We start from the raw sequence: 25,215 nt of genomic DNA, 5'->3' as shown, positions 1-25,215 counted from the left end.
GGCGCCGTGCATCGGCTACTCACCCTTCATCACCCCGCCGAAGCGCGACGTTATTACGCGTCTGGTCTTTGGCAGGATGACACACTCTACAACCTCGCTGCGCATTGGGCGGCGGAGCGGGGTGAGGGCGCGGCAGTGCGTGATCATCACCGTCGCCTCTCGTGGCGCGAACTTTTAGCTGAGGCTGATCGGGTCGCCGCCGCATTGCACCAATGTGGACTGACAACGGGAGACCGAGTATCGGTTTGGATGAGCAACCGGATAGAGGCTATTGCCATCTTCCTAGCCTGTTCCCGAAATGGCTATGTCTTCAACACGTCGCTTCATGCCACCTATGGCGCTAGCGAAGTTGCCACCTTACTTGACCAGGTTTCATCGCGTGCCCTGTTTGCCGAGGTAGGCCATGGCGCCGGTGGTGCGCGCGACGACATATTCGCCATGGCTCGGTCGCAGACAGAAATGCGCGCGATTTTCGCTCTCCCGCGGCGCAATGATGATGCCTCCGGTTTGCCCGCGACGGCCTACCCTGTCGGGGTAGGGGCTGCGTTACCTCCAGTTTCTAGCGACCCGGATCAGGTGGTCTACCTCGCCTTTACATCGGGCACCACCGGAGCGCCTAAGGCTGTGATGCACAGCAACAATACCCTGTTAGCGAATGCCCGCGCAATGGTCTCAGACTGGGGTTTCAGTCAGGAAACGGTATTGCTCACGCTCAGCCAGATGAGCCACCATATCGGCACCGTTGCCCTTTGCCAGGCGCTAGTCGGCGGGTTTGAGCTGGTACTGAACGACGTAACGGCGGGGCAACACCCGATCGAATGGATCGAACAGACCAATGCCACCTATATCATGGGGGTCCCTACCCACGCCATGGATATCCTTGCTGCACTTGTAGATCGTGGCCAGGCCTGCCTTGGAGAGGTTAAAGTCTTCTATCTAGCTGGGGCGCCCATTCCGCGCGTCACCGCCCAATCCCTGCTGGATCGAGGGATAACTCCACAGAACGTATACGGGATGACCGAAAACGGATCGCACCAGTATACCCTGCCCAATGATGACGTGAACACCATCATCAGCACCTGCGGCAAGGCTTGCGCTGCCTACGAGATTGCTATCTTCGACCAGAATGACCGTGACGTCGCCGTTGCTAATGGTGAAATTGGTGAAATCGCTGGTCGCGGGGCGATGCGGATGCTTGGCTATTTCAACAATCAGGCATCGACCGAGGGGGCGTTCAATGCCGACGGCTGGTTTCTCAGCGGTGACCTTGGCAGGGTTAACGAACAGGGTAATTTGGAGATCGTCGGCCGCAGTAAGGACATCATCATTCGGGGCGGGCATAACATTCACCCGGCGCGGATTGAGGATCTGGCGATGCGCCACCCGGCCGTCACGAAGGCGGCGGCGGTGCCCGTTGCCGACGAAAGGCTTGGTGAAAAGGTCTGCCTTGTAGTCACTGGCACCGAACCGATCGACGGCGGCGCGCTGCTCGAGTTCCTCGCCGAGGAAGGCCTTTCAAAATATGACATGCCGGAATTTTTTGGACAAACTGAGCGGCTACCGCTTGGGCCTACCGGTAAGGTCCTTAAGCGGGAACTGGTTCAATGGTTGCGAGCCGGAACGCTCGCTCCCCAGACCGTGCGCTGGCGCACAAGTGGAGTTAATCTATGAGTGTTGACCTGACTTATCGTGACCGGACGGCAATCCTCACCCTTTCGCGTCCTGATGCGCTTAATGCGCTGAATTTCGGTATGATAGAAAGCGTAAGCGAGGCTCTGGATGCAGTGGCGCGATCCGACGCGCGGGCGCTGGTCATCACCGGCGCAGGCGATCGCGCCTTTTGCGCAGGGGCTGATATTACCGAACTGACCGGACGCACACTTTTGGCGCAGAAGGCTGGGGCGGAACTTGGCCAGCGCGTTTTCTCCAAACTTGACACGCTGCCGATCCCGTCAATTGCTGCGATCAGCGGCTTCGCTTTGGGCGGTGGCTGCGAATTAGCGCTAAGCTGCAGCTTCCGTCTTGCCACCCCCCGCGCGCGCTTTGGGTTACCGGAAGTCAAGCTGGGTTTGATCCCAGGCTATGGCGGCACCCAGCGCCTGCCGCGCCTCGTCGGCGAGAGCAGGGCACTGGAGATAATTCTCACAGGGCGGATGGTTGGTGCAGAAGAGGCACTCGCAATCGGCCTCGTCAATCGCCTCGTGGAGGGCGACCTGCTTGAGGCTGCAGTAGCCTTCGCTGTCGAACTTGGTGGGTTCAGCTTAGTCGCTAGCGGGCTCGCCCGAGAGGCTGTCCGACGCAGCATGGACTGCCCTTTGCACGAAGGTCTTCAGACTGAAGCCGATCTCTCTACATTGGCCTATCAGACCGCAGATGCGAATGAGGGCATGGCCGCCTTTCTCGACAAGCGCCCCCCCGTTTTCAAGGACTGCTGATGGACAATCCCTTAGTGATCGTAACAGGCGCCAGTAGAGGTATAGGCGCAGCCATTGCGCAGCATCTGGCCGAGGCGGGCTTCACAGTGGCGTGCCTTTCGCGCAGCGGGGCCCTGCCCACAGCTACGCCAGAGCTCGCTGACCGGTTCATCCCCTATGCCGTCGACGTGACAGACGCAACGGCCATGAGGGCCGTGATCGAGGGTGCGGCAAGCGGCAGGGCGCTAGCTGGCATCGTGAACAATGCCGGACAACATACAGAAGCGCCCTCTGCAGAACTCTCGATTGCTGATTGGAACGCCCAGATAGCGATTAACGCCACGGCCGTGCTGATTGGTTGCCAGGCTGCCTTTCCACACCTGAAGGCGGCGGGGGGACTAATAGTCAACATCGGTTCGTTCTTCGACAAGATCGGGGTAAAGCGCAACCTAGCCTATTGCGCGTCCAAGGCGGCGGTTGGTGCCATAACCCGTGTTCTCGCCGTTGAATGGGCAAGGCACGCAATCGCTGTGCTTGATGTTGCGCCGGGTTACATAGTTACCGACCTCAACCGTGATACGATACTGGAAGGGTCGTTGCGCGCCTATCTGGAGAAGCGCATTCCTGGTGGTGAGCCAGGCACGGCCGACGACGTCGGACGGCTTGTGGCATCACTCTACGCTTTAAACCTAAGCTTCCTAAGCGGAGAAACCATCTATATCGACGGTGCACAAGGAGTTGCCCATTGACCGTATTTGATCGTCTCGACAGTTCCCTAAACCTCCCTGAGGACGAGCAGATGGTGCTAGCCAGCGTTCGCTCTTTGGCAAGAGAGCGCATCGCTCCGCGCGCCGCCGAATTTGATCGGACAGGAGAATTTCCGTGGGATAATGTCCATGACATTAATGCCCTTGGCCTGAACATGATGTTTGTGCCCGAGGCCTATGGCGGCATGGGTCTGTCTTACATTTGCTATTTGGCCTGCGTGCGGGAAATTTCCCGCGCTTGTGCAGCCACCGGTATCATCTGGGCAACCAACTTTCATGCGATGAAGCCCCTAATCGAGTTTGGAAATGAAGAGCAGAAAAGTCGTTTCCTGCCTCGCATCGCCGAGGGTGCGCTGGCATCGCTGGCGATTACTGAGCCAGAGGCCGGATCTGACGCCACTGGCATGACAACCGCGTTCCGCCCAGATGGCGATGACATCATCATTGACGGAGGCAAGACCTTTATCACCAATGGCGATGTCGCCGACCTTTACCTGCTGTTTGGCAAGTGGACGCACATTCAAGATCCGCGCAAGGCTATTAGCGTTCTGGTTCTGGAAAAAGGCACCGCAGGCCTTGAGGTCCTGCGCAACGAGGACAAGATGGGCACCCGGGCCTCAAGCACAGCGACCATTCGCTTTCACGAGTGTCGCGTCCCCCGCGCGAACCTTGTCGGCAATCCAGGAGACGGGTTGACGGTGCTATTGGCTTCTCTCAACCGCTCGCGCCCCAGCGTCGCCGCGCATGCGCTCGGCATCGCCCGCGCAGCCTTTGAAGACGCCACAGCCTATATAAACGAGCGCAGCCAATCGGGCCGCAAGATTATAGAGTTTCAGGGTATCCAGTTCCTTCTCGCCGACGTCGCCGCCGAACTGGTTCTTACCGAAAGCTATCTTTGGCAAGTGGGCGCGATGATTGATGCCGGGGCGACCGATTTCGGAATCGAGGCGTCAATCCTGAAGCTGCGCGCGTCAGACGTTGCAATGCGCGCCAGCACCGAAGCCGTCCAGTTGCTTGGCGGTTATGGCTATTGCAAGGATTACCGAGTGGAGCGCCTGATGCGCGACGCCAAGATTACCCAGATTTGGGAGGGTACCAATCAGGTGCATCGCCAGATCATTGGCAGGAGTTTTATTTCGCGATGAGTATTTTCCTATGACAAGAACGGTCGGTGTAGCCGGATGCGGCACTATGGGGGTAGGCATTGCTATCGTCGCGGCACGGGCGGGATTCACCGTACGTGTTTTTGACACCAGCAGCGAGGCCCTAGACCGCGCACATGAGCAGACCGCAGACTTTCTCAAAAAGTCGGTGGCGCGGGGTAAACTCTCGCCGAGTGATCGCGACGCGACACTTGCCCGATTGATCGGCTCTACCCGGATCGCGGATTTGGCCGATTGCGAATTTGTGATTGAGGCAATCTATGAAAACCTAACTGCCAAGCATGATCTGTTCGGCCAGCTTGACCAAGTCTGTCCGCCGGAAACCATCTTTGCCTCAAACACCTCGACAATCTCGATCACGGAGATCGCCGCAGGCTCTGGTCGAGCCGACCGGTTTGTTGGCATGCATTTCTGCTTGCCGGCGCAGTTGATGAGGCTAGTGGAGATGTCTCCGGGTCTGAACACCAGCGATGAAACTTGGAGAGCGGCTTGGGCGTTCTGCGAAGCTCTGGGGCAAAAGCCTGTGGCGACCAGCGACACTCCCGGCTTCGTGCTCAACTATTTCCTAATCCCATATCATAATGACGCTATCCGTTTGGTGGAACAAGGCGTGGCTAGCCCAGCGGATATTGATATCGCTATGAAGGCGGCAATGGGCTATCCGATGGGCCCATTTGAGCTGCTTGACCTTGTGGGCGCAGACACGCAGAAACTGCTTTGCGATGCCATGTTCGGACTTACCAACGAAAAGCGAGCAGCTTGTCCACCGCTCATCAGGCGCATGATAGCGGCTGGTCATCTCGGTAAGAAGAGCGGCCGCGGGTTTCACCATTACGATGACAGCAAGATGTTTGGAGCCTGACAATGCCTGTAAACGTGATCATCACTGGACGGAGCCGTTCATTCCCCAAAGATGTCCCGCCGATGCCAGGCAGTGGGACCGTTCTAGCTGGAACTGCAGCTGCCGATGTGATTTCCGGCGCGGCAAAAGCCTGTCTGGATTTTGTAGCAGTTGAGCTAAATAACGAATGCTTGGGCGACCATATTGGGTTGGATGCCGACCCAATTGCTGCGCGCATTGTGGGCTTTGCACGTTTTAGATTGGGAACAGCCGATCCCAGCAATCTGATTGAACTGGTTTCGATGGATTGGACTGATGAAGATGCCGTCGCTGCGGCGAAGGCGGCCTTCGAAGGCGGCGGGTTTGTGGTGGCATGCTGCGCCGATCGGCCCGGCCGGATTGTCAACCGCTTGATTAGGCCCTATTTCAATGCCGTGCTCCGGCGTCTGGATGATGGACTGGCGTCAGCGGCGGACATGGACAAGACCCTAATGCTGGGCCTTGGCTATCCCGAAGGGCCTAATGCGTTACTTGCGCGAACTGGATTGGCCGATCATCATGAAGTCACTGCAGTCCTAGAAGGCGCGCTTGGTGACAATGATTTCACCCCAGCGCGACGTGCTCAAATTGCCTGGCAGAGGGCTTCGAAGTGACATTGCCACCCTGCACCAAGCATGGCGTCCGCGGCACGGCCGATCCCCGCATATTGGCAGCCCTAGAGGCCAGTTCACGGGTAGCTGGGGTGCACCTAGCCGAACGGATTGAGTCTATGATCGATTTTGACGGCCAGCTTTGGACGACATGGCGATCCTCACAAGATCTCGCCACCGCCGCCAGATATGTCGACCATGCTTGGACTGAGGTCATTTACAACCGCGGGACGCTGCATCTGGTGCGCAGCGACGCGGACTATGATTACCAGGAAGACTGCATGAATGAAGCGCCTTCAGCGTCAGGCCAAGCCGGTGAGGGCTAACGTTCTCTCATTCACTACTGCCGAGATATGATGGACCATGGCATCAACGATTGCCTTGTTGCGAGCGTCCTTAAAATGCGCGACAAAGAGCGAGCGTTTGAATGTCGGACGCAGATTAAGCGCAACAAACCGGCCGTCGTTAAATTCGAGCGCGGCTGTCGATTGCGGCAGGATTGTTGCCATTTGTCCTTCTGCCACGACTTCGCGAATCAAAGGAACGCTGTCGATCTGGACATGCGGCGTAAAACTAATATCTCCCGCGGCCATGTAACTGTCGATCAGGCCCCGCAAGCCATGCGCAGAAGAGGGAACGGCAAGCCTTTGGTCGGCCAGATCGCTGCGAGCGATGGTGCATGTTCCGGCCAATGCGTGGTTATGCTCCACCAGACAGACCATGGGTTCCACCAGCAGTTCGCGCACTTCGAACCGCGTCTTATTGGGTACCGAGTGGACGATACCGATGTCGATATAATCGGAGACCAGCCTTTCATAAATCTCTCCCGTCAGGAGCTGTGTGATAACCAGTTCTACGTCGGGCAATTCCTCCATGAACCGACGCAAAATCTCTGGCATGTAGAGGGTCATAAAGGTAGCAGGCGCAGCCAATCGAACCTGACCGGCAGGCTTGCGTTTGGCAATGTCGAGCTCAGAAATGGCATTACCCATTTCACGCAGTATGGTCTCGGCATGGCGCAGCAGAATCTCGCCGAACGGGGTCAGCGTGACGCCACGACCATTACGATCCAGCAACTGCACGCCAAGCTCATCCTCAAGCTTCGCAATTTGACGGCTAATTACTGGCTGCGGCGCATCCAGCACCCCTTCAGCCCTGCTAAAGCTGCCATGCTTGGCGACATAGAAAAAATACAGCAATCTGCGGGATTCGATGATCGATTTGTGAGACAATTCGGCCAAAAGGCGTACTCCTTGACTGGATTATTTTATCGCCAACCGCTCTTATGGCGTCTACCATATTTTTTCTATATAATACGTTATTTCGCCTATACGATGACCTCGACGATTGCAATTGTGGGACAACAAGGACGTCTCCTAGCACCCCTTTGGAAAACATATCAATTGGAGAGGCGCTTATGTCTTGCCGCCCCGTAATCATTGGCTGCAGTGCGTTACCGGTAGGTCGCCACCAGACACCTTCCAATGCAGAAGTCCATGTGGTGGAACACGAGCTGCTCGCTCGGCTGGTAGTCGAGGCCATGGCCGATTCAGGTGCCGAGAGGGAGAGGGTTGGGGCAATTGTTGTGGCCCAGCCTCGGCCTTACACGCGCCAACAATATTTCAGCACTTTCATGACCAGCTATCTACGCATTCCCTGCGACGGCATTGTCATGGAGGTCTTGGGCAACGGCCTCACTGGGGCCCTAGCCTTCGACAAGGCTCTGGACGAGGTTGCCTTGGGTCGCACGGAAGTGGCCCTCGCGCTGGGCATAAATATGGAAACAGCTATCAGTGCTCGAGATCACATGATGGAGAGCATGCGCAAGACGGGTGACGTTGATTTTCACGCCCCAGCCGGTTTTACGCCGATTAGCTGGTATGCACTCGACATGCAGCGTTACATGTTTGAATACGGCGTCAGTCGCTCGGAGGTGGCCTCTGTCGCCGTCAAGAACCGTGGCCATGCAGCCCATAATCCACTTGCACAGTTTCGCAAACCTATCACGCTGGAAGAAGTTCTTGCCCAGCGCTCCATCGTTGAACCGCTGGGGCTATACGAAGTACCGCCCAGGGGTGACGGCGCGGCATGCGTTGTGATTGCCAGCGAGCAATACGCGCGGCGGCGGGGACTTTCCTATGTCATTATCCGGTCGCGAGCCTTTCACCATGAAGGTGTTCACCAGATAGGGGATGTCCCTGCAGACATGATCGGTTTTACTGCCGCTGCCACAGCGGCTACAGCCGGATTCGAGGCTGCCGGACTTGGCCCCGATGCTGTCGATTTGGCTGAACTCTATGCGCCCTGCACCATCGTCGAAGTGTTGGCCAGCGAAGCGGCAGGCTTCTTTCCCAAAGGGCTTGGAGCGCATGCCGCTGCCACTGGCATGACATCGTTAGGCGGGAAGATACCTATCGGCACGTCTGGCGGGTTGACTTCGCGAGGCCACCCCTCCTACGCTACGCCGCTTTACAGCGTCGTGGAACTTTTTGACCAGCTACGCGGTCGCGCTGGTCCGCGTCAGGTTGATAGCGCAAGGATTGGGTTCCTTATGAACGAGCTAGGCAATTACAACGCTGCACTTGTGCATGTTCTGGAGGCCGCGAAATGACAATGCCTTTGGTGAAACTGTCTCACAGTCGCCGCTATCCGCCGCGGGCCACCGAGTTCACGCGTGTGTTCTGGGATGCGCTTGCCGAAGGCCGCTTCCTTGTTACCCGTTGCCGAGGATGTCAACGTCACAGCTTTCCTCCAAAGCCAATCTGCCCACATTGCTGGACAGATGTGATCGATTGGGAGGAAATAACAACCGAGGGAAGGATCTATTCGTGGACGCGGGTCCACGCCGGTCCGGCTATTTTCGAGGAAGACTTGCCCTATGCCATCGGGATCGTCGATCTGGATTGTGGTATACGCGTGGCTTGCCCTTTCATTGGCGATGCGGCTTGGCAGTGTGGTATGGCTGTGGAAATGGTAAGCGTCATCTATGCTGACGGCCCCTTTTTCGGCGCACGGCAAAAAGGGGGTTCACATAACAGTTATATGGTTTAAAAGGGATGTTTATACCTTTCAATTGATGCGAAAAAAACAAGGAGAGTTATATGTCAACTATTATTCAGCAATCCGCAAGCACCGGAGCCCCAAATGCTTCTAACGATCGATCCGGCTTCGCAGTGGCTGACCGCTACATGTCGAAGATCTTTCCGGATGGTTCATCGCTGGTGCGGTGCGAGCAAGTGCCTTGGACGAATTGGGCTATGGAAGGCAGCGAGTTCAAGTTGCTCTACATCAATCGTGCACACAGCATGTTTACGGCGCTTATCCGTATGCGCGGTGGGCTCGAAACACCAGATCACCATCACTTCGGTGAGGCCCATGCCTTTGTTCTCGAGGGCGAGTTTTCCTACGAATATGGTACGATGTTCAAGGGCGACTATATCGTGGAAGCTGGCGGCATTCATCACAAGCCTACCATCGGGCCCGATGGCGCAACTTTCTTCGTCATCTTCTATGCTGGACTGAGTGGCGTCGGCGAGGACGGGCTGCCAACGGGTGAATTCGTCGATTGCGAATGGATGTATCGCACAGCTAAGGCTAACGGAGCGGCTGATCACCTGCCGCCACCGCCGTTCCAAGCGCTGCACGCGAAATAGTCCCAAGGCGTCTGCCGCCTCGAAACCAGATACCCCTCCGGAGACCTGCCATGACCATAAGATGTTCAGCTCTGACTGCCGCCGCGTTTGCCCTGTTGAGTGCCGGTGCAGCCAATGCTGCGGCAGCTTTGGGGGGAGATGAGGCTTCCCAAGGCGCGCATGCCGCCCATGCGTCGGGCACACCAGCAATACTTTTGCAGCGCCCCGCCGATGCAGCCTTCATGGCAGTTCCAGGGGTACCTTCCTGCACCACTATCGCGCCTTTGCGAGGTAATATGGCAACTGGTGCATCTACCTTGATGGTGCGGATGCGGTCGGGTTGCCTTGTACCCAACCATTGGCATACTCCGACGGAGGAATTGGTAGTGCTGCAAGGCGCCCCGCTTGCGCAAATGAAGGGTGAACGGCCTGTTATCCTGAAGGTTGGATCCTATTCTCAACTACCCAGTGGCCACATTCACCGTTTTCGGTGCACGTCCGTTGAAGACTGCCTAATTTTCATGGTTGCCGACGCACCGTTTGATATCTATTTCGTTAACGAATCGGGGGCTACGCTGACGCCTGAGGCCGCTCTCGCAGCGGCAGCCCTCGATGATGGGTCGGGCTGGTAATCGTTGGGGTTAAAGCTAAGTCTCTGAAACCGGCGGACAGGAACGCTCATCGGGGCGCTGCCTCTCACTGCTAGGAAAAATCGTTGTTTTCGAGATACTGCTCTGCGTATTTTGTCTTCTGGTCCTCGCATCTATATCTGCTAGATCTTTTCTAGTGCGCGCCCGACCCCGCGCGGCATAGAGAGCAATGACACAACCTTTTTAATTCCCTTCTTGTGTGCATCAAAATGTGTCCCAAGGCACGGTGTCAAAGAGGAGCTCAACCTGAGCCGTTCGCAAAATTGATGTCGCTAGCAGCGCCGATCGCGGCAGTACCGAGAAACCCGAGACAGTTATCGCCATCCAGCAACAACCAATAGGCAGGTACGAACATGCCCCCTCTCACCAACCTTCTCGTTCTCGATTTCAGCACCCTTCTTCCCGGTCCGCTTGCAAGCTTGATGCTAGCAGAAGCCGGTGCAACGATCGTCAAAATAGAAAGGCCAGGTACCGGCGACGAGATGCGCAGTTACCAACCGCGGCTGGCCGGTAGCAGCATCAATTTCCACATGCTCAATCGCGGCAAGCAAAGTCTCACGCTGAACCTCAAGGATAGCGAGGACCGCGCAAGACTCGACCCACTGCTGGAAAAGGCCGACATCATTCTCGAACAGTTCAGACCGGGGGTCATGTCTCGCCTTGGATTGGGGTTCGAAGATATAGTGGCGAAGAATCCGGGGATAATCTATTGCTCTCTGACTGGGTGGGGCCAGAGCGGCCCCAAGGCCGGCAAGGCGTCACATGATCTCAATTTTATGGCCGAAAGCGGCCTCCTGGGATCATCGGTCGGGACCGACGGCAAGCCAGGTCTTCCACCTGTCCTTGCAGCGGACATAGCTGGCGGCACCTACCCAGCAGTAATCAATATCCTGCTGGCACTCATGCGTAGGCAGCGAACCGGTGAAGGCGCCTATCTCGACCTTTCTATGGCGGATTCGCTCTACACTTTCGCCTACGAAACGCTCGGCGAAGGATTGGGCCTTGCAAAATGGCCGGAGGGTAAGGGTGGCCTCACAACGGGCGGGACTCCCCGTTACCAGATATATCGCACCTCCGACGATCGCTTCATCGCAGCAGCGCCACTGGAGCAGCAGTTCTGGCTAAATTTCTGCCGAATTATTGGGTTGCCTGACGAATTGCGGGACGCCGATCAGGCACAAGCTGAAACTACCACGAATGCCATTGAAAGCCTGATCGTCCTTCGAACGGCATCGGAATGGATGGCGGCATTTGAAGGCGAGGACGTGTGCTGTTCGCTGATTGAAGATCTGCAGACTGCGGTTTCCCACCCGCAAAACAAACACACAGGGTTGTTCGATCGCACCCTAACTGCGGACGGCGTGAACATCCCTGTTCTCCCATTGCCAATCGCGCCGGTTTTTCGATCGAAGGATGCAATGCGCCCAGCTCCAGCGCTAGGTTCTTACGAAGGCGGAGATGCCGATGCCATCGGGCCATCTCACCACTCCCATCCGGCCGACGACCCGCGTCACTCACTAAAAGCCGAAAGAGGAATGCCTACTTGACAAAGCACACATTTTTTAAACTTCTGACATTTGAAAAATGCGAGGATCTGTCTTACTGAAGCTTATTATCAATATCAGAATAGCCAGCATCGCCAAGCTATTGGGGAAAGCCACAGGCTGCAATCAAGAGGAACCAAAACCAGAGCCCAAAAGAGTGTGCCCATATATTCGATATCGCCTCTCCGAGGCGATAATCAATTCGTTTTAGACAGTGCGATTAAAAATTGAACCGTACATTGACCATGTACGTTCTAGGATCACCTGGTACCGCAGAATTGAACTGTAGGTGTGCAGGGAAAGGGCGGATCAAGAAGCGGACCAATCTTTTACGGCGAAGGTCATTGGATTGGGCCCTGTCCGGCCATACTCGCTATCTAGAGAGGCGATCTCAACCATGTCTGCATGGTCAAGATCAAATGCCAACGCGCCAATGTTCTCTGCAAGGTGCTTCATGCTTGTTGCTTTGGGAATAGCTGACGCACCCAGTTGTGTAAGCCAGCGGAGGATAACCTGTGAAACTGTGCAATCATGCTTGGCAGCAATTTTAATAAGAACCGGCTCGGAAAGCACTGGAACTTCGCCGGTACCGCCGCCGCCGAATGGTGACCAAGCTTGACTTACAATGCCGTGCTGCTTGTGGAATTCATGCAGCATGTGCTGCTGGAACCGCGGGTGCATCTCGATTTGATTAACGGCAGGAACAACGCCAGTTGCTTCAATCAAGCGCACCAACTGCTCTTGAGTGTGGTTCGAAACACCGATCGAACCGATCAACCCCTCGCCTTGTAATTCGATCAGCGCACGCCACGTATCGACGTAAAGGTCCTCCATCGGGAGAGGCCAATGGATCAGATATAGATCGATTTGATCAAGTCCGAGCCGATCAAGGCTTCCCGTCAGCGCAGCGCGGGCCTTTAAGCGACCGTGCTCCGTGTTCCACAACTTGGTCGTAACAAACAGATCCTGCCTGACCACCCCGCACTGGCGAAGACCTTCACCCACTAGCTGCTCATTGCCATAAACAGCGGCGCTGTCGAACAACCGATAACCAGCGCTAACGGCCCGACTTAGTACCGCGACCGTTTCCGATTCTGAGCCGAAGCGCATCAAGCCCAAGCCCAATTGCGGCATCAACCTACCATCATTCAGTATCAATTGCGCGCTAATGACCTTGTCCCTTCTTCAGCCTGTCCGTCGTCATAACAATTAGCACTGTTGCCTAGCTTTTCCAGATAAAACAAGTGTTTGTTTACTGAATATGCATCTCGGGTTAGGGGCTCTGCCGTGGGGTCTTATTGTTGCACAAGATTCAGGATTCATATCAGTGCTGGACGAGGCGACTTTCCATTTCGGCGCGCATTATGTGCTTTTGCACTTTACCTGTTACCGTCATGGGAAAAGTCTCTACAAAGCGAACATGTTTCGGGATTTTATTGTGAGATATTTTCCCGTGGCAGAAGGATTTCACATCCCCCTCAGTCAGCGTGCTTGTCGAAGCAACCGACACCCACGCGCATAATTCTTCCCCATAATGCGCATCGGCTACTCCGAACACGTGAACATCCATTATCTCCGAATGTGTTCGCAAATATTCTTCGATTTCTTTGGGATAGAGATTTTCTCCTCCACGGATGACCATATCTTTTATGCGACCAACGATGTTCAAAAATCCACTGGTGTCGATCGTTCCTAAATCGCCGGTACGAAGCCACCCCTCGCTATCTTTCGTCGTCGCTGTTGATGCTGGGTCGCCCCAGTATCCAACCATCACATTATATCCGCGCACACATATTTCCCCGGTAACGCCGCATTGAACGGTTTCTCCGCTTTCCGAAATTATCTTAGCTTCAACATTCGGCTGGATGCGCCCGACGGTGCCGGTGCGCTCAGCAATTGTATCTGCGGGGGACGTTTGAAAACTCACTGGTGCCTCTGTCATTCCATAGCAAATGGCGAGATCAGACACGTGCATGCGGGTCATGACGTCAAGCATGAGATCCTCTGGACAGATTGATCCTGCCATTATTCCTGTCCGCAAGGACTGGATTTGATAACTGTCAAAATTCGGTAACCGAAGAATTGCCGCATACATTGTTGGCACTCCATAAAGTTGGCACTCCATAAACTGCGGTGCATGCCTCCTCCGCGAGTGTCGACAAAGTCCGCTCTGCATCGAAGGTGGGGCTAGGCAACACCATCGTGGCGCCGCGCGCTACACAAGCCAGCACCCCGGTTACCAAACCAAAGCAATGATAAAGTGGCACAGGAATGCAGAGTCGGTCACGTTCAGTGAGGCCTAACGCCCTACCAGTGAACCAGCCATTTTGCAGAATGTTCTGATGGCTAAGGGTCACGCCCTTGGGAAGACCAGTGGTGCCGCTCGTAAATTGGATATTTACTGGGCTTAGTTCGTTGAAAGTTGCGGGCTCATTATCGTGCAGCATGTCAATGTTGCGCTTGCCCGCCGCGATGACTTCATCCCAGTCCAAAAATCCTGCCGTTATTTCGGAACCGAACTGAATTGCGACCCGGATGGTAGGCAGCATAATTTGTTGACTTACACTGCCTAAATTTGGTTCAGATTCTAAGGTCAGCTCTGCAAAATTGCTAGTCTTGTAAGCTGGCCCGACGATCAGCGCCGCGCAGCCTGACGCTGCCACAGCGTGCTTGAATTCTTCCACGCGATACGCGGGGTTAATTGTCACCAATATCATTCCAACGCGTGCAGTGGCCAGTTGGACAATCACCCATTCAGCAGAATTGACAGCCCACAGGCCCACACGATCACCTGGGCAAAGACCCAACGCACGCAAGCCTGCCGCCAAGTCATCAACCGCATGATCGAGGCCTGACCAAGTGAGACGGATTCCTTGCTCGACTGAAACCAATGCTTCGAAGTGCGGCCAGTTGTTAGCTGCCTGTCTAAGCGCATCACCTATTCGTCCCATTGGCAGAAAAGGCAATTGCTTTCCCATAACATAGCTTTGACTATTATGGCGTGAGATCCCATCAGTCATTATGAACACAGCACAATGGCAGCTCCTCTGAAAACTAAAACATTAAAGCGCAGCCTCGCTTGTATGGGCGTGCATCTTCTATTGACGTCACGATTAGGTTATGACAAAAACAAATGATTGTTTTGAGTAAATAGCTCGTGAGAGAGGAATTGCAACCATGAATGGTAGTTCGCCAACCGAACCGCTGGATCAAGAAACCACGCCCGAAGCTCTGATTGAGCGTTTTGGACGCGATCTGGTAAATGACTTTGATCTGGATGATCCCGTTTTCAATGATCGCTTCGACGAAACACTCAATTTTATGGCTCATAAATGCCCTGTCGTCCATTCAAAGGTCGGCAAAGGGTATTATATGATCAACACGCAAGACGACGTCCGCGCCGCTGCACAGGACTGGCAGACTTTCAGTAGCGCAAAGGGCTACATGCCCAATCGGCCGGACGGCTTGCCCTATCTGATGCCTGAAGAGAGCGATCCACCGATCCACACGCGCTGGCGCCGAGTGCTGAACCCCCACCTTAGTCCGAAGGTTTGCGCAGGTTATGAGCAAGTTGTAAGGGACGATGCGAATGCGCTGATCGACAAATTCATTGATCGTGGAGAATGCGAATTCATAAGCGAATTTGGTGCGCTGCTCCCAGGCTGGGCATTCTTTAAAAACGTTCTTGGCCTGCCCATTGACGATTTGGCTATGCTGGTAAATGGCGTCGAAGAAGGGACGTTTGCTCTCGATCTTGCCGAACGTGCCCGAAATTTTGGTGAGGTATTTGAATATCTCGATAAACATCTTCAGTGGCGCTCGACGCAACCGCAGCGCGGTGATCTAATCGATACGATTTTGGCCGGGGTAACTTATGACGATGGCACTGAATCACCATGGGAACACAAGGTCAGTATCCTCGTCGATTTGACCTTTGGCGGCATCGCCACCACCACATTTGTTATGGGCTCAGCAATACACCATCTCGCAACGAACCCAGACCAGCGGCAGCTGTTGATTGACAACCCGGAATTGGTCGAAAACGCCATTGAGGAATATGCCCGCTTTTTTCCTCCAGTTGTTGCACTAGGACGCACTGCGACTGCGGATGTTGAAGTAGCCGGCACTTCAATTAAGGAAGGCGAGTTCGTTATGCTGACTTACGCGTGTGCGTCACGTGATCCGCGCCACATGGATGAACCAGAAAAAATCGACCTGAGCCGCGAGGGCATTCCGCATTCCACGTTCGGCGTTGGTCCGCATCGGTGCATTGGCTCCAATCTGGCGCGTATTGAATTGATAGCGACATTGGAAGAGTGGCTAAAGCGTATCCCCGAATATCGCGTGAAGCCGGGCGGTGAGCCAACCTATGTCACCGGCTTTTTGCGCTCCATGCGTACCCTCCAACTTGAATGGTGATCGCATGAGCAGACTGGCACCAAAATTCGAAGACTACAGAAATCGGTATCACAACATTGCGCTGACACGTGATGACGATGGCATCTTGCTAATGCGTTTGCACACTAAGGGCGGACCTTTCGTGTGGAGCGAAGAGAGCCACGAAGAGCTAGGCTATTGCTTCGCGGATATTGGAGCCGACCGGGGCAATCGTGTCGTTGTAATGACCGGTACTGGTAGCGTTTGGTGCGAAGAAATAGACTTCGCTAGCTTTAAGCTAAATACCGCTTCTGAGTGGGATCACACATTCTACGATGGCAGAAAACTTCTTAAAAATCTGCTAGACATCGAAGTGCCGATTATCAGCGCTGTCAACGGGCCGGCACGGTTTCATCCTGAAATACCTGTACTAAGCGATATCGTCATTGCATCCGAAACCGCTATTTTTCAGGACGCCCCGCATTTCATGGGCGGCATCGTTCCTGGCGATGGGGCACATGTCGTTTGGACGCATCTTCTTGGTCCTAATCGCGGTCGTTACTTTTTGCTCATGGGCCAGGAGCTGGGCGCCGGCAAAGCGCTGGACTTCGGTGTCGTTGGCGAGGTCGTTCCGCCGGGTGAGTTGCAAGCACGTGCAATGGAAATCGCGAAGGTGTTTGCGGGAAAGACCGACCTGGCCCTCCGCTACTCACGCGTGGTGCTCACCCAGCGCTATAAGCGACTTATGGATGAAGGCCTCAGCCTTGGTTTGAGCTTGGAAGCGCTAGCTGTCGTTGATTTGCTCTCAAAAGCGCAAAGCTAAAAACTAGCCGATATTGTTAGGGAGATAAGCATCATGAAGGTATATATCGACGAAGAAAAATGCACCGGCCACGGTCGCTGCGCAAAATACGCTCCCAACGTATTTCGCTTGAATGACGAAGACGGCTACAATGCTGATGCAGGCAAAACGATCGATGTGCCCGTCGGCGAAGAACGCAACGCAGCGCTTGGAATGAAAAGCTGCCCGGAGCGAGCCATATCAGTAGTCGAGGACTGAAGTAGAAGCGCAGCATCAGCTTGCTTCGACAAACATTTTTTGAGGAGAGTGAAGATGGCAAGGCCGGTATGGATTGCATTGACGAACAGCTTGTCACCCGAACGAGACGCAGAATTTAATCGGTGGTATAACGAAGTGCATGCCAAGGATTTACTATCCTTGCCAACGATGCGGTCGATGACCCGCTATCGCGCTGTCCAACAAATAACGCCTGCGGGACAAGAACCACAGCACAAATATCTAGCAGTGTATGATCTAGATGACCCAAAAGCAGCGTTCGAAGCGCTGGTTGAACGTCGATCAACGTTTACCATGACCGAGTCTATCGCAGACCCAATGCTTTTAAGTTATATTCCGTTTTTTACCAAAACCAATGATTAACATACGGGGCATTCACCATTGTTTGAAACGTCGGCAAAAGAGCTAAGGTTCAAAATGCAGAAAATAAATTGATGTTCGATCCAAAAGACATCACCGCTTACCCTGTTATGATAACTGAAAAAATCAGGCTGAGCGACACAGACCGACAAGGTCATGTAAATAACGTTGCGTTCTCTTTTTTCTTCGAAGCGGGCCGGGCTGCAATCGTGCTTGAAAATGAAAAGCTGCTATCGCCGGATTGTTTCTTTGTTATCGTCACAACGACAATCGATTTCGTTGGCGAGATTCACTACCCAGGTATCGTTACCATATCCAACGGCATCGAAAGGATCGGAAATAGTTCACTGACTGTCAGGCAAGCTCTGTTTCAGAATGGTCGCTGCGCATCGGTCTCCTCAAGTACCATGGCTCAGGTTAACATTGCAGCCAAGTCGTCACAGCCAATGTCCGATGAGGCTAAGTCTGCCCTTAGTGCAATGCTATTGGTTAACGCTGAACTTAACTGACTTGAAGATTATACTTCCATAACTTGGGCAGTTTAACGCGGCCAAAGATCTGCATCATCCACGATTAAAACAGCAACCTGAACATAGCTGTGCATCCGGTCAATGTGACCTTCACCAGTGCGGTCTTCCGCCAGGCAAATATCTCCCTGTCGAAAAATTTCGACAGCACCGTCGTTCCCGCCGACCTCTAATTCAAGTCCGCCTGACATAACAATCACGAGATTATTAACGATTTCTGGGTGCCAATCGATAAATGTGTCTTCCGCCATTCCGATAAATCGGAAACCGGTTAGGGGCGTGATGTCACTCCAACTTCCGGGCGATCCAAACAGTAATCCAAAATCATGGAAGTAGGACTGATCTTTCGCACCCTTTACCATGCGTTTGCAATTAATGTGGTGCGTGCCGCGCGGACAATCCGACCTCGGGTTTACCGGGTTAGTGCGCTCTCCCGGCCAGTCAGGTTCAACCAACACTTGGATAAGCCTACATTCGCCTTTAGCCACGACAAGATGTTCAGGGATACTGGCATCTGCAAGGAAAATGTCACCCGGCAACAAAACAGCCATCGAGCGATTAGCCGACTGGATTTCAACGCTGCCCGAAATTACGAATGTAAGGGCGGAGCACTCGAGCCCCAAAAGAGCCGTATCTTTACCCTCAGGGAGGTAGATCGTCCGCATTCCACCTGACGCTGCATGATACTCGGCCAGTGGATCGCCCTCACCTCTTGCCCTTGCACGAAAGGGCTCGGGGTCAATAATACCCGATGCCTTGGGCATACGAAGGCCAAGATCGGATATTTCTAGGCTCTGGTCTGAGACACGCTGAAGGCGAAAAGACTGCATCTAGTTAAACAACGACCTGCAAAACCAGTTTATGACTTAGGTCGATTATATTCAGGTGTCCGCTTTTCCAAGCCTGCGTTGACGCCTTCGCGCAAATCGTCGCTATAGGTCAGCGCCGCCACGGCCCAAAAACTTGCATTCATCGACGTTTGCAGATCCGTATGCCAACTTTGCCGCAATTGCTGCTTCGTTGCCTCAATCGCAAGGCGAGGACGTTCGGCAATGCGTGCGGCCAGAGCAACGGCAGTTGGAATCAGCGAATCGGGTTCAACGATCTGATTGACCAATCCAATTTCGAGCGCGCGTTGCGCATCGACAATGTCACCTGTCAACGCCATCTCGGCCGCCATCCCGCTGCCGACCAAGCGGGGCAGGAAATATGTTCCCCCATTGCCTGGTGCCAGGCCCAGCTTGATATAGGTCTCACCCATTTTCGCCGCCGTTGACGCAATCCGGATATCGCAAGCAAGCGCGAAATCCAATCCACCCGCAGTAGCACCGCCGTTAATTGCTGCAATCACAGGCAATCGGCAAGCAACGACCTTCTGTGTAACTGGAAATAGGACACGGGCATTGTATGGCTCTTGTGCTGCTGCATGCTCATTTTCCAAGTAGCGCTTGAATTCAACCAAATCAGCGCCCGCACAAAATTGTTTTCCTGCACCTGTGATAACCAAAACACGGACAGTCAGATCGGCATCGAGCGCATTAAGCGCGTTAATCAAGTCTGCCGCCATTTCCGGTACAACCCCATTGCCTCGTTCCGGGCGATTAAGGGTGATCATGGCCACACCGTCCGCAGGACGATCAAGGATGATTGTTTGATATGTCATCAGTTCGCCTATGCTACACCCGTTCGAGAAGTGTGGCTATCGCCAACGCGTATGACCCGTCAAGCCAGCCGCCGCCATTGATTGCCAGCCCGAGGCGCGCACCTTCAACCTGTCTTGCACCAGCAACTCCGCGCAGCTGCTGCACCAACTCATATATTTGTGCGCAACCTGTCGCACCGAGCGGGTGCCCACGACTCAAAAGCCCGCCGCTGGTGTTTACCGGGAATTTTCCTCCTAGCTTGGTTACGCCATCACGGATCAGTTGTGAACCGTCGCCAACCTCACACAGACCGACTTCATGATATTGTATCAGTTCGGCTGGGGCAGCTGCATCGTGCAATTCAAACAGGTCAATGTCGTGTGGGCTAACTCCCGAATATGCATAGACCTGTTGCGCGGCAGTCGCCACTGGCCGGCCGGCAGCACCGGAGGCGTTCATACACGCGCGAACCAAGATGGCGGTGTCGCTTATAGCTGTAGCTTTTTCAAGCGAACAGACGATTATTGCCGAAGAGCCATCCGTAACCGGTGAACACATTGGTAAGGTCAACGGCGAAACAATTACTCGCGCTTCCAACACTTCTGCGATCGTTTGTGGCGTTCTCAAATAGGCCAAAGGGTTATGCGAGGCATGTTCGCGGTTCTTGACGGCTACGCGTGCAAAATCCTCAACCGAAGCGCCATATTTATCAAGATAGGATTGGGCGACGCCTGCATAGAAATCCATCAAAATTGAATTAGCACTCGTGGAACCTGGTTCGACCTCGCCAATTTCGTCAATATCAGCAGAGCCACGTAACGCGTTAAAAGCGCGCGTTTTATCCACATGGTGCATCTGTTCAGTACCAACTGCGAGTGCAACATCAACGCATCCACTGGCTACCGCCTCTACCGCCAAAAGAAAAGCAGAGCCGCCAGACGCACAAGCATTTTCCACATTGATCATCGGCGCATGCGCAAGCGGATGATGCCGGAATACTACCTGCGCCTTGATCATATCCTGCTGAACGACGGTACCGGCTATACCATTTCCGAAGTAGACCCTCTGAATATCGTCGAACTGAAGGCCCGATGATGCCATCGCACCATCGACAGCATCAAGCGAAAGGCTTCTAAGACCCCTTCCGATTTGCTTTCCAAATTGCGACATACCGGCGCCAACAATTGCAACCTGTCTCATGAGCTTGCAACCTTTGTGCCTGAACCACCGCCAATGCGACTAGAGTGACCAACCCAATAGGCATCGCGCACTTCTCGACGCAGTATCTTACCGTATCCACTGACGGGCAGTTCGCTCACGAAATCGACCGCTTTCGGTTTTTTGTAACCAGCCATATGCTCACCGCAAAAATCGATGACTTCCCTGCCCGTCATCGTTTCACCGGTTTTCAGAACCACCACCGCATGGACAGCTTCGCCCCAATACTCGTCGGGAATTCCAAAGACGACGCAGTTGGCGACTTTTTGATGAAGAATGATAACTTCTTCAACTTCACGCGGGTATACATTGTTCCCACCCGAAATCACCATGTCCTTGGCACGGTCTAGCAGGAACAAGTAACCCTGATCGTCAAAATAACCGATATCGCCCGTGTGCAGCCAGCCTCCGCGCAGCGCTTCGGCTGTTGCTTCAGGATTTTGCCAGTAACCGGGCATTACAACGTCGCCCCGGGCTACCACTTCTCCTGCTTTGCCCGGCGGTAAAGGGTTATCATTCTCGTCGACACAATGCGCTTCAACGTCGGTGCGTGTCTGGCCTGCAGAACCTATACGTGGATCGTTATTTGCCAGCAACTCGCGGTGCCGATCACCAGACATGCCCGTAATCGTAATTGGCGCTTCCCCCTGCCCGTAAAGCTGCACAAATATCGGGCCGAATGTCTGGATTGCTTGCTTTAACTGGTCCACGTAGATCGGGGCACCGCCGTAGCATATGGCATGAAGGCTGGAGATGTCGTATTTTCCGGGCTCAAAGTCCTCCAACAGTTTGACGATCTGTGTGGGGGCCATAAAGGCAATATGCGAAACACGAAGGCGTTCAACCGTTGCCAGCAAAGAGTCAATTTCGAAGCTGGCGGTTTCTGTAATTGCATTAACCGCGCCGCGCGCAACAGTTGGCAGCGCAACAATGCCGCTTCCGTGTGACATGGGTGCGCAATGCAAGACGACCTCGCCGGGCTGAATATTATGCAGATCAGCCAGATAGTTCATGATCACACACCGAACCATCCGATGGTTCCAAATCGCGCCCTTGGGTTTGCCGGTTGTACCGGAAGTATAGAACAACCAGCAGATATCTTCGGGTGAAGCGTCGACTGCGGCCGTGAGTGCATGTTCCACCGAGACAAGCGCCGAAAAATCAACGGCACCATCGACTGCGTCGGTGCAGTAGCGCGTAACGCCAGAAAACAATTCGATGTTCGTCTGAATGCCATCCTGAAACTCGGCGCCATGGACCAGTATCTTGGCACCGCTGTTACCAACAATATATGCCATCTCTCGCGCATGAAGCCGGGCATTGACCGGAACAACGACCAATCCCGCAGCAAAACAACCAAAAATCAGTTCCATGATGCGCGGTGAATTGGCGAGGCAGAAAGCGACGCGGTCACCAGGCTGACAACCTGCAGCAAGAAGATTGCCACCTATCGCCAAAGCGCGGTCATGAAACTCACGATAGGTAACAACCTCATCGCCTTGCAGAAGTGCTGTGGTATTTGGCCCGTGGCGTGCCGATTTAGCCAGAAACGCAAAGGTGTTCACGGACCTTAGTCCGCAATCCGCTTGAATGTAGCGCAAGGGCGCTTTTCGATTTGGTCCGCTGAAACCGGGACAAATTCGACGCGGTCATCGCACTGATATTCTGACCAGTCATCTGGCGCGCTAGGAACAAGTCGCACCGCCAGCTGCACACCTTCATCGAGCTTTACGACACCGATTGCATAAGGAAGGTCTTCTTCAAACCCCTCGGGTGCGCCTTGGCGTAATACACAGAAGCTATGCAGCGTTCCAACACCGCCCGAGTGTTGCCAATCTAAATTCTCCGACTGGCAATGCGGACATGCATAACGCGGCCACATATTAGGCTTACCGCAATCTTTGCATAGCTGGACAAGTAATTTACCGTCGGACAGCCCTGCACGGAATTCGGTTACGATTATTGGCGTTTGCATGTCTTAGGCTCCCAATTTGGTGCGTTCGAGGAGCAGGATTTGTGCATCCATGTAGCTTCCGCCTGATCCGCCGATAATTGCGCGCTGGCAGTCTTCAACCTGCCGTTTGCTAGGTGCGCGGTGCAGCAATTGCCTGATACCTTCGACCAGCAAAGCCGTTCCGCCTCCAACACCAGTGTGACCAGCCGAGAGCAATCCACCATTTGTGTTCATCGGAAGCTTACCTCCGGGATCGCCATGACCTGCGGCAAACCATCTTGCACCCTCGCCTTTTGCTGCGATACCAATACCTTCCAAGGCTATTGCGGTGACTGCGGCATAGCTGTCATAAATTTCTGCGATGTCTGCGTCTTCAGGCCCCCAACCCGATTGGTTCCAGGCGCGCTCCGCAGCAAGTGGCCAACCGAGCACCGCTTGGTCAGCTTCTTGGCTTAGGCAATAATGGCTGACGCAGCCACCCGAACCAGCAACGCGGACGGAGTTTGAAATGCCCCGTTTTTTGGCATTGCCCGTATTGGTCATCACGAACGCGCATGCACCGTCTGCCATTGGTGGACACTCATAACTATGCAGTGGGTCTGCCACCATGCGTGATGCCAGGATCTGCTCAACCGTGAGCGGCTTGGTATAGAACATGGCATTTTCATTGAGATTGGCCCAATTGCGCAGCGTTACGCACACGGAAGCCATTTCTTCCGCAGTACTACCCGAAGCGTGCATATAGCGGCGCGTGATCATAGCACCAATCGCATTAAACTGGATCCCCGTTGGCAGTTCCCACTCTCCTGGAATTCCATTTTTTGAGAGCATTGTTATCATCTCTTGGAGGTCAGCTGATCCCCAGCGCTCGCAATGAAGAACGAGCACGTTTTGAGCATGCCCCGCAGCTATTAAGCCATGCGCGGTACGAACGGCATTGTCACTTGTGGAGCCGCCGGAATGCACCATCATACTTGATTTGCACGTACCGTGAATTCCAAGTTCTTCGACCATTCTAGAAAAGATAAGGTCGGCCTGATCGGCAGCGGAATGAAGATTTGGGATAAGTAAAATGGTATCGATATCGCGTGGAACCATGCCAGCGTCTTTGAGCGCCAAAATTGCAACTTTGGTCAAGCCCTGAATAAACCCCCGATCAGGGAATTTTCCCGTCGGAATTTCGCCAACGCCAACAAAAACCGGATCATTATCGGTCCCGGGTCCAACATTAAGTGTCCATTTTTCAGACATATTCAACCCTCCAATTTGCGGCGCTTGGCCAGCATAGTTTGCAAGAAAGTCATCACTTCATCTCCTGTTTGATTACGGACCGAATATGTCACACCAAGTGTTCCGTACTTTGGCCCGCTCGCATCATGATTGGTAACCGTCGCCACAACGTGCAGCGTGTCGCCTGCGAAAACAGGTTTCGTCGCCTTGAGGGCCGTAATTTCTATAAGCGCAGTAATCGCGTCTCCGTAAAAACCACTCAGGCCCACAAGCCCGACAGCTAATGAAAATGTTAATGGCCCATGCGCGATGCGCTGACCAAACCGGTTGCCTTCCATAAAGGCGGCGTCGGTATGAAGTTGATAATGATCTCCAGTAAGGCCAGCAAAACTGGCGATATCGCCGATATCGACGGTTCGACCGCGCGTGGTCATAACGTCACCGAGTTCGAAATCTTCGAACCACTTGGGTTCCGGATCGACGAATGCCCTGCTCATTCCAGCCTCATTAAAACAATCATTTGTTTTTGGTATGCTTAATTGTCCCGGGAGTCAAGCGAGCGCCCAAAAAATTGTTTTAACTTAAGATGCCGCCAAGCAAAGTGTTTGCCATCAAATCGCCGACTTCAGCTGCGCTCAATCGCCCATCAGGGGAAAACCATTCCGGGGTCCAGTTCATCGCCCCAAGTATAGAAAGCACAGCAATTCGGTGATTCAAGTCGGATCTTATCAGTCCCGTCTTTACGCCCTCTTCGATAACTTCGACAAAGCAGGCTTCGTAACGCCTTCTTCGCTCAATCGCTTCGGGCAGATATTCAGGGCTCAAAAAGCGCCATTGATGAAAAACGACCTGCGACCGCTCTGGGTTGTCCGCGACGACCTCAACATGGGCAATGATCATTTTACGAAGGCGGTCTAACGGATTGCCTGACGATGCCACGTGCGGTTCGACGGCAGCCAAGAAACGCTCGATCCCATCTGCCACAATCTCAAGTAGCAACGCTTCCTTGCTCTCAATGTGCGCATAAAGGCTCCCAGGCAGCAATCCCACCGCATTTGCAATGACACGCATAGAGGTCCCATTGAAGCCCTGCTTACCGAAAAGATGCATAGCGACGTTCATTATAACGGCGCGAGGCTTGCCATCCATGTCGACTTTTTGCGTTCC

General features: G+C 54.0%; 29 protein-coding genes. 17 read left to right on the top strand and 12 right to left on the bottom strand.

Annotated elements, in window-relative coordinates:
• Positions 1-6: 6 nt before the first annotated feature.
• From Q0N43_RS02215 to Q0N43_RS02185, 7 genes are read left to right on the top strand one after another with little or no spacing between them, the layout of a single operon-like run.
• The gene (locus tag Q0N43_RS02215) at positions 7-1,671 is read left to right on the top strand and encodes a class I adenylate-forming enzyme family protein (RefSeq protein ID WP_295441827.1); all 1,665 of its coding nucleotides are present in this window, start codon (positions 7-9) and stop codon (positions 1,669-1,671) included.
• Positions 1,668-2,435, top strand: coding sequence for an enoyl-CoA hydratase-related protein (locus Q0N43_RS02210; RefSeq protein ID WP_295441825.1), 768 nt, complete (start codon positions 1,668-1,670; stop codon positions 2,433-2,435). The genes Q0N43_RS02215 and Q0N43_RS02210 overlap by 4 nt, the downstream gene beginning before the upstream one ends.
• Complete coding sequence (locus Q0N43_RS02205) at positions 2,435-3,163, top strand: SDR family oxidoreductase (RefSeq protein ID WP_295441823.1); 729 nt, start codon at positions 2,435-2,437, stop codon at positions 3,161-3,163. The genes Q0N43_RS02210 and Q0N43_RS02205 overlap by 1 nt, the downstream gene beginning before the upstream one ends.
• Complete coding sequence (locus tag Q0N43_RS02200) at positions 3,160-4,326, top strand: acyl-CoA dehydrogenase family protein (protein WP_295441820.1); 1,167 nt, start codon at positions 3,160-3,162, stop codon at positions 4,324-4,326. The genes Q0N43_RS02205 and Q0N43_RS02200 overlap by 4 nt, the downstream gene beginning before the upstream one ends.
• A 10-nt stretch (positions 4,327-4,336) precedes the next feature.
• The gene (locus tag Q0N43_RS02195) at positions 4,337-5,206 is read left to right on the top strand and encodes a 3-hydroxyacyl-CoA dehydrogenase family protein (RefSeq protein WP_295441818.1); all 870 of its coding nucleotides are present in this window, start codon (positions 4,337-4,339) and stop codon (positions 5,204-5,206) included.
• Positions 5,207-5,208: 2 nt separating this feature from the next.
• A complete protein-coding gene (locus tag Q0N43_RS02190; RefSeq protein ID WP_295441816.1) occupies positions 5,209-5,838 on the top strand; it encodes a 3-hydroxyacyl-CoA dehydrogenase family protein in 630 nt (209 codons plus the stop codon).
• Positions 5,835-6,161, top strand: coding sequence for a hypothetical protein (locus Q0N43_RS02185; RefSeq protein WP_295441813.1), 327 nt, complete (start codon positions 5,835-5,837; stop codon positions 6,159-6,161). The genes Q0N43_RS02190 and Q0N43_RS02185 overlap by 4 nt, the downstream gene beginning before the upstream one ends.
• On the opposite strand, the gene Q0N43_RS02180 is transcribed toward Q0N43_RS02185, so the two are convergent.
• Complete coding sequence (locus Q0N43_RS02180) at positions 6,138-7,076, bottom strand: LysR family transcriptional regulator (RefSeq protein ID WP_295441811.1); 939 nt, start codon at positions 7,074-7,076, stop codon at positions 6,138-6,140. The genes Q0N43_RS02185 and Q0N43_RS02180 overlap by 24 nt on opposite strands.
• Positions 7,077-7,120: 44 nt before the next feature.
• Between Q0N43_RS02180 and Q0N43_RS02175 the strand changes: the two genes are divergently transcribed.
• The 5 genes from Q0N43_RS02175 to Q0N43_RS02155 all read left to right on the top strand — a co-directional run bounded on the left by Q0N43_RS02175 (position 7,121) and on the right by Q0N43_RS02155 (position 11,664).
• Entirely contained in the window at positions 7,121-8,446 is a 1,326-nt protein-coding gene (locus Q0N43_RS02175; RefSeq protein WP_366845926.1) for a thiolase family protein, read from the top strand.
• Positions 8,443-8,886 (top strand): Zn-ribbon domain-containing OB-fold protein, encoded by a 444-nt coding sequence (locus tag Q0N43_RS02170; protein ID WP_295441808.1) that lies wholly within the window; start codon positions 8,443-8,445, stop codon positions 8,884-8,886. Before Q0N43_RS02175 ends, Q0N43_RS02170 begins: the two co-directional genes overlap by 4 nt.
• A gap of 50 nt (positions 8,887-8,936) precedes the next feature.
• Positions 8,937-9,488: a cupin domain-containing protein gene (locus Q0N43_RS02165; RefSeq protein ID WP_295441805.1), complete on the top strand. Its 552-nt coding sequence runs from the start codon at positions 8,937-8,939 to the stop codon at positions 9,486-9,488.
• Positions 9,489-9,538: 50 nt separating this feature from the next.
• Positions 9,539-10,099, top strand: a complete 561-nt coding sequence (locus Q0N43_RS02160; protein WP_295441802.1) for a cupin domain-containing protein — start codon at positions 9,539-9,541, stop codon at positions 10,097-10,099.
• A gap of 371 nt (positions 10,100-10,470) precedes the next feature.
• On the top strand, positions 10,471-11,664 hold the full coding sequence (locus tag Q0N43_RS02155) for a CaiB/BaiF CoA-transferase family protein (protein WP_295441799.1): 1,194 nt from the start codon (positions 10,471-10,473) through the stop codon (positions 11,662-11,664).
• A 306-nt stretch (positions 11,665-11,970) separates the two neighbouring features.
• On the opposite strand, the gene Q0N43_RS02150 is transcribed toward Q0N43_RS02155, so the two are convergent.
• From Q0N43_RS02150 to Q0N43_RS02140, 3 genes are all read right to left on the bottom strand, one after another.
• Positions 11,971-12,795 carry an aldo/keto reductase gene (locus Q0N43_RS02150; protein ID WP_295441796.1) on the bottom strand — a complete coding sequence of 275 codons (825 nt, stop codon included), beginning with the start codon at positions 12,793-12,795 and terminating at the stop codon, positions 11,971-11,973.
• 190 nt (positions 12,796-12,985) lie between these two features.
• Positions 12,986-13,756: an AMP-binding protein gene (locus tag Q0N43_RS02145; RefSeq protein WP_295441793.1), complete on the bottom strand. Its 771-nt coding sequence runs from the start codon at positions 13,754-13,756 to the stop codon at positions 12,986-12,988.
• Positions 13,722-14,681 (bottom strand): AMP-binding protein, encoded by a 960-nt coding sequence (locus tag Q0N43_RS02140; RefSeq protein ID WP_295441790.1) that lies wholly within the window; start codon positions 14,679-14,681, stop codon positions 13,722-13,724. The genes Q0N43_RS02145 and Q0N43_RS02140 overlap by 35 nt, the downstream gene beginning before the upstream one ends.
• A 157-nt stretch (positions 14,682-14,838) precedes the next feature.
• On the opposite strand from Q0N43_RS02140, the gene Q0N43_RS02135 reads away from it, so the two are divergent.
• From Q0N43_RS02135 to Q0N43_RS02115, 5 genes are all read left to right on the top strand, one after another.
• Positions 14,839-16,080, top strand: coding sequence for a cytochrome P450 (locus tag Q0N43_RS02135; RefSeq protein WP_295441787.1), 1,242 nt, complete (start codon positions 14,839-14,841; stop codon positions 16,078-16,080).
• Between the two features lie 4 nt (positions 16,081-16,084).
• Positions 16,085-16,861: an enoyl-CoA hydratase/isomerase family protein gene (locus tag Q0N43_RS02130; protein ID WP_295441784.1), complete on the top strand. Its 777-nt coding sequence runs from the start codon at positions 16,085-16,087 to the stop codon at positions 16,859-16,861.
• Between the two features lie 33 nt (positions 16,862-16,894).
• Positions 16,895-17,098: a ferredoxin gene (locus Q0N43_RS02125; protein WP_295441781.1), complete on the top strand. Its 204-nt coding sequence runs from the start codon at positions 16,895-16,897 to the stop codon at positions 17,096-17,098.
• Positions 17,099-17,152: 54 nt separating this feature from the next.
• Positions 17,153-17,479 (top strand): DUF4286 family protein, encoded by a 327-nt coding sequence (locus tag Q0N43_RS02120; protein WP_295441778.1) that lies wholly within the window; start codon positions 17,153-17,155, stop codon positions 17,477-17,479.
• Between the two features lie 71 nt (positions 17,480-17,550).
• Positions 17,551-17,985: a thioesterase family protein gene (locus Q0N43_RS02115; RefSeq protein WP_295441973.1), complete on the top strand. Its 435-nt coding sequence runs from the start codon at positions 17,551-17,553 to the stop codon at positions 17,983-17,985.
• Positions 17,986-18,017: 32 nt separating this feature from the next.
• Here the strand turns inward: Q0N43_RS02115 and Q0N43_RS02110 are convergent, their stop codons facing one another.
• From Q0N43_RS02110 to Q0N43_RS02075, 8 genes are all read right to left on the bottom strand, one after another.
• Positions 18,018-18,767: a hypothetical protein gene (locus tag Q0N43_RS02110; protein WP_295441775.1), complete on the bottom strand. Its 750-nt coding sequence runs from the start codon at positions 18,765-18,767 to the stop codon at positions 18,018-18,020.
• Positions 18,768-18,862: 95 nt separating this feature from the next.
• The gene (locus Q0N43_RS02105) at positions 18,863-19,666 is read right to left on the bottom strand and encodes an enoyl-CoA hydratase/isomerase family protein (RefSeq protein ID WP_295441773.1); all 804 of its coding nucleotides are present in this window, start codon (positions 19,664-19,666) and stop codon (positions 18,863-18,865) included.
• Positions 19,667-19,679: 13 nt separating this feature from the next.
• The gene (locus Q0N43_RS02100; protein ID WP_295441770.1) at positions 19,680-20,846 is read right to left on the bottom strand and encodes a thiolase family protein; all 1,167 of its coding nucleotides are present in this window, start codon (positions 20,844-20,846) and stop codon (positions 19,680-19,682) included.
• Positions 20,843-22,429 (bottom strand): AMP-binding protein, encoded by a 1,587-nt coding sequence (locus Q0N43_RS02095; RefSeq protein WP_295441767.1) that lies wholly within the window; start codon positions 22,427-22,429, stop codon positions 20,843-20,845. Before Q0N43_RS02095 ends, Q0N43_RS02100 begins: the two co-directional genes overlap by 4 nt.
• A 5-nt stretch (positions 22,430-22,434) precedes the next feature.
• Positions 22,435-22,839: an OB-fold domain-containing protein gene (locus tag Q0N43_RS02090; protein ID WP_295441764.1), complete on the bottom strand. Its 405-nt coding sequence runs from the start codon at positions 22,837-22,839 to the stop codon at positions 22,435-22,437.
• A 3-nt stretch (positions 22,840-22,842) separates the two neighbouring features.
• A complete protein-coding gene (locus Q0N43_RS02085; protein WP_295441761.1) occupies positions 22,843-23,916 on the bottom strand; it encodes a thiolase family protein in 1,074 nt (357 codons plus the stop codon).
• Between the two features lie 155 nt (positions 23,917-24,071).
• Positions 24,072-24,545 (bottom strand): MaoC/PaaZ C-terminal domain-containing protein, encoded by a 474-nt coding sequence (locus tag Q0N43_RS02080; RefSeq protein ID WP_295441759.1) that lies wholly within the window; start codon positions 24,543-24,545, stop codon positions 24,072-24,074.
• Between the two features lie 79 nt (positions 24,546-24,624).
• Positions 24,625-25,197: a TetR/AcrR family transcriptional regulator gene (locus Q0N43_RS02075; protein ID WP_295441970.1), complete on the bottom strand. Its 573-nt coding sequence runs from the start codon at positions 25,195-25,197 to the stop codon at positions 24,625-24,627.
• Between the last annotated feature and the right edge of the window lie 18 nt (positions 25,198-25,215).

The sequence above is a fragment of the Sphingorhabdus sp. EL138 genome, from assembly GCF_945882965.1.
In the GTDB taxonomy this organism is placed as follows: domain Bacteria; phylum Pseudomonadota; class Alphaproteobacteria; order Sphingomonadales; family Sphingomonadaceae; genus Sphingorhabdus_B.
The sequence above is the reverse complement of the archived record's forward strand: the minus strand, read 5'-3'. Positions and strand labels throughout refer to the sequence as shown.

Excerpts from the sequence above, each read along its gene's own strand:
- Q0N43_RS02165 (WP_295441805.1), top strand. The coding sequence starts at position 8,937 with ATGTCAACTATTATTCAGCAATCCGCAAGCACCGGAGCCCCAAATGCT.
- Q0N43_RS02195 (WP_295441818.1), top strand. The coding sequence starts at position 4,337 with ATGACAAGAACGGTCGGTGTAGCCGGATGCGGCACTATGGGGGTAGGC.
- Q0N43_RS02190 (WP_295441816.1), top strand. The coding sequence starts at position 5,209 with ATGCCTGTAAACGTGATCATCACTGGACGGAGCCGTTCATTCCCCAAA.
- Q0N43_RS02145 (WP_295441793.1), bottom strand. The coding sequence starts at position 13,756 with ATGTATGCGGCAATTCTTCGGTTACCGAATTTTGACAGTTATCAAATC.
- Q0N43_RS02160 (WP_295441802.1), top strand. The coding sequence starts at position 9,539 with ATGACCATAAGATGTTCAGCTCTGACTGCCGCCGCGTTTGCCCTGTTG.
- Q0N43_RS02155 (WP_295441799.1), top strand. The coding sequence starts at position 10,471 with ATGCCCCCTCTCACCAACCTTCTCGTTCTCGATTTCAGCACCCTTCTT.
- Q0N43_RS02075 (WP_295441970.1), bottom strand. The coding sequence starts at position 25,197 with ATGGATGGCAAGCCTCGCGCCGTTATAATGAACGTCGCTATGCATCTT.
- Q0N43_RS02130 (WP_295441784.1), top strand. The coding sequence starts at position 16,085 with ATGAGCAGACTGGCACCAAAATTCGAAGACTACAGAAATCGGTATCAC.
- Q0N43_RS02210 (WP_295441825.1), top strand. The coding sequence starts at position 1,668 with ATGAGTGTTGACCTGACTTATCGTGACCGGACGGCAATCCTCACCCTT.
- Q0N43_RS02110 (WP_295441775.1), bottom strand. The coding sequence starts at position 18,767 with ATGCCCAAGGCATCGGGTATTATTGACCCCGAGCCCTTTCGTGCAAGG.
- Q0N43_RS02175 (WP_366845926.1), top strand. The coding sequence starts at position 7,121 with ATGGCGTCTACCATATTTTTTCTATATAATACGTTATTTCGCCTATAC.
- Q0N43_RS02150 (WP_295441796.1), bottom strand. The coding sequence starts at position 12,795 with ATGCCGCAATTGGGCTTGGGCTTGATGCGCTTCGGCTCAGAATCGGAA.
- Q0N43_RS02125 (WP_295441781.1), top strand. The coding sequence starts at position 16,895 with ATGAAGGTATATATCGACGAAGAAAAATGCACCGGCCACGGTCGCTGC.
- Q0N43_RS02085 (WP_295441761.1), bottom strand. The coding sequence starts at position 23,916 with ATGGTTCCACGCGATATCGATACCATTTTACTTATCCCAAATCTTCAT.
- Q0N43_RS02080 (WP_295441759.1), bottom strand. The coding sequence starts at position 24,545 with ATGAGCAGGGCATTCGTCGATCCGGAACCCAAGTGGTTCGAAGATTTC.
- Q0N43_RS02205 (WP_295441823.1), top strand. The coding sequence starts at position 2,435 with ATGGACAATCCCTTAGTGATCGTAACAGGCGCCAGTAGAGGTATAGGC.
- Q0N43_RS02115 (WP_295441973.1), top strand. The coding sequence starts at position 17,551 with ATGTTCGATCCAAAAGACATCACCGCTTACCCTGTTATGATAACTGAA.
- Q0N43_RS02135 (WP_295441787.1), top strand. The coding sequence starts at position 14,839 with ATGAATGGTAGTTCGCCAACCGAACCGCTGGATCAAGAAACCACGCCC.
- Q0N43_RS02100 (WP_295441770.1), bottom strand. The coding sequence starts at position 20,846 with ATGAGACAGGTTGCAATTGTTGGCGCCGGTATGTCGCAATTTGGAAAG.
- Q0N43_RS02140 (WP_295441790.1), bottom strand. The coding sequence starts at position 14,681 with ATGACTGATGGGATCTCACGCCATAATAGTCAAAGCTATGTTATGGGA.
- Q0N43_RS02120 (WP_295441778.1), top strand. The coding sequence starts at position 17,153 with ATGGCAAGGCCGGTATGGATTGCATTGACGAACAGCTTGTCACCCGAA.
- Q0N43_RS02170 (WP_295441808.1), top strand. The coding sequence starts at position 8,443 with ATGACAATGCCTTTGGTGAAACTGTCTCACAGTCGCCGCTATCCGCCG.
- Q0N43_RS02090 (WP_295441764.1), bottom strand. The coding sequence starts at position 22,839 with ATGCAAACGCCAATAATCGTAACCGAATTCCGTGCAGGGCTGTCCGAC.
- Q0N43_RS02105 (WP_295441773.1), bottom strand. The coding sequence starts at position 19,666 with ATGACATATCAAACAATCATCCTTGATCGTCCTGCGGACGGTGTGGCC.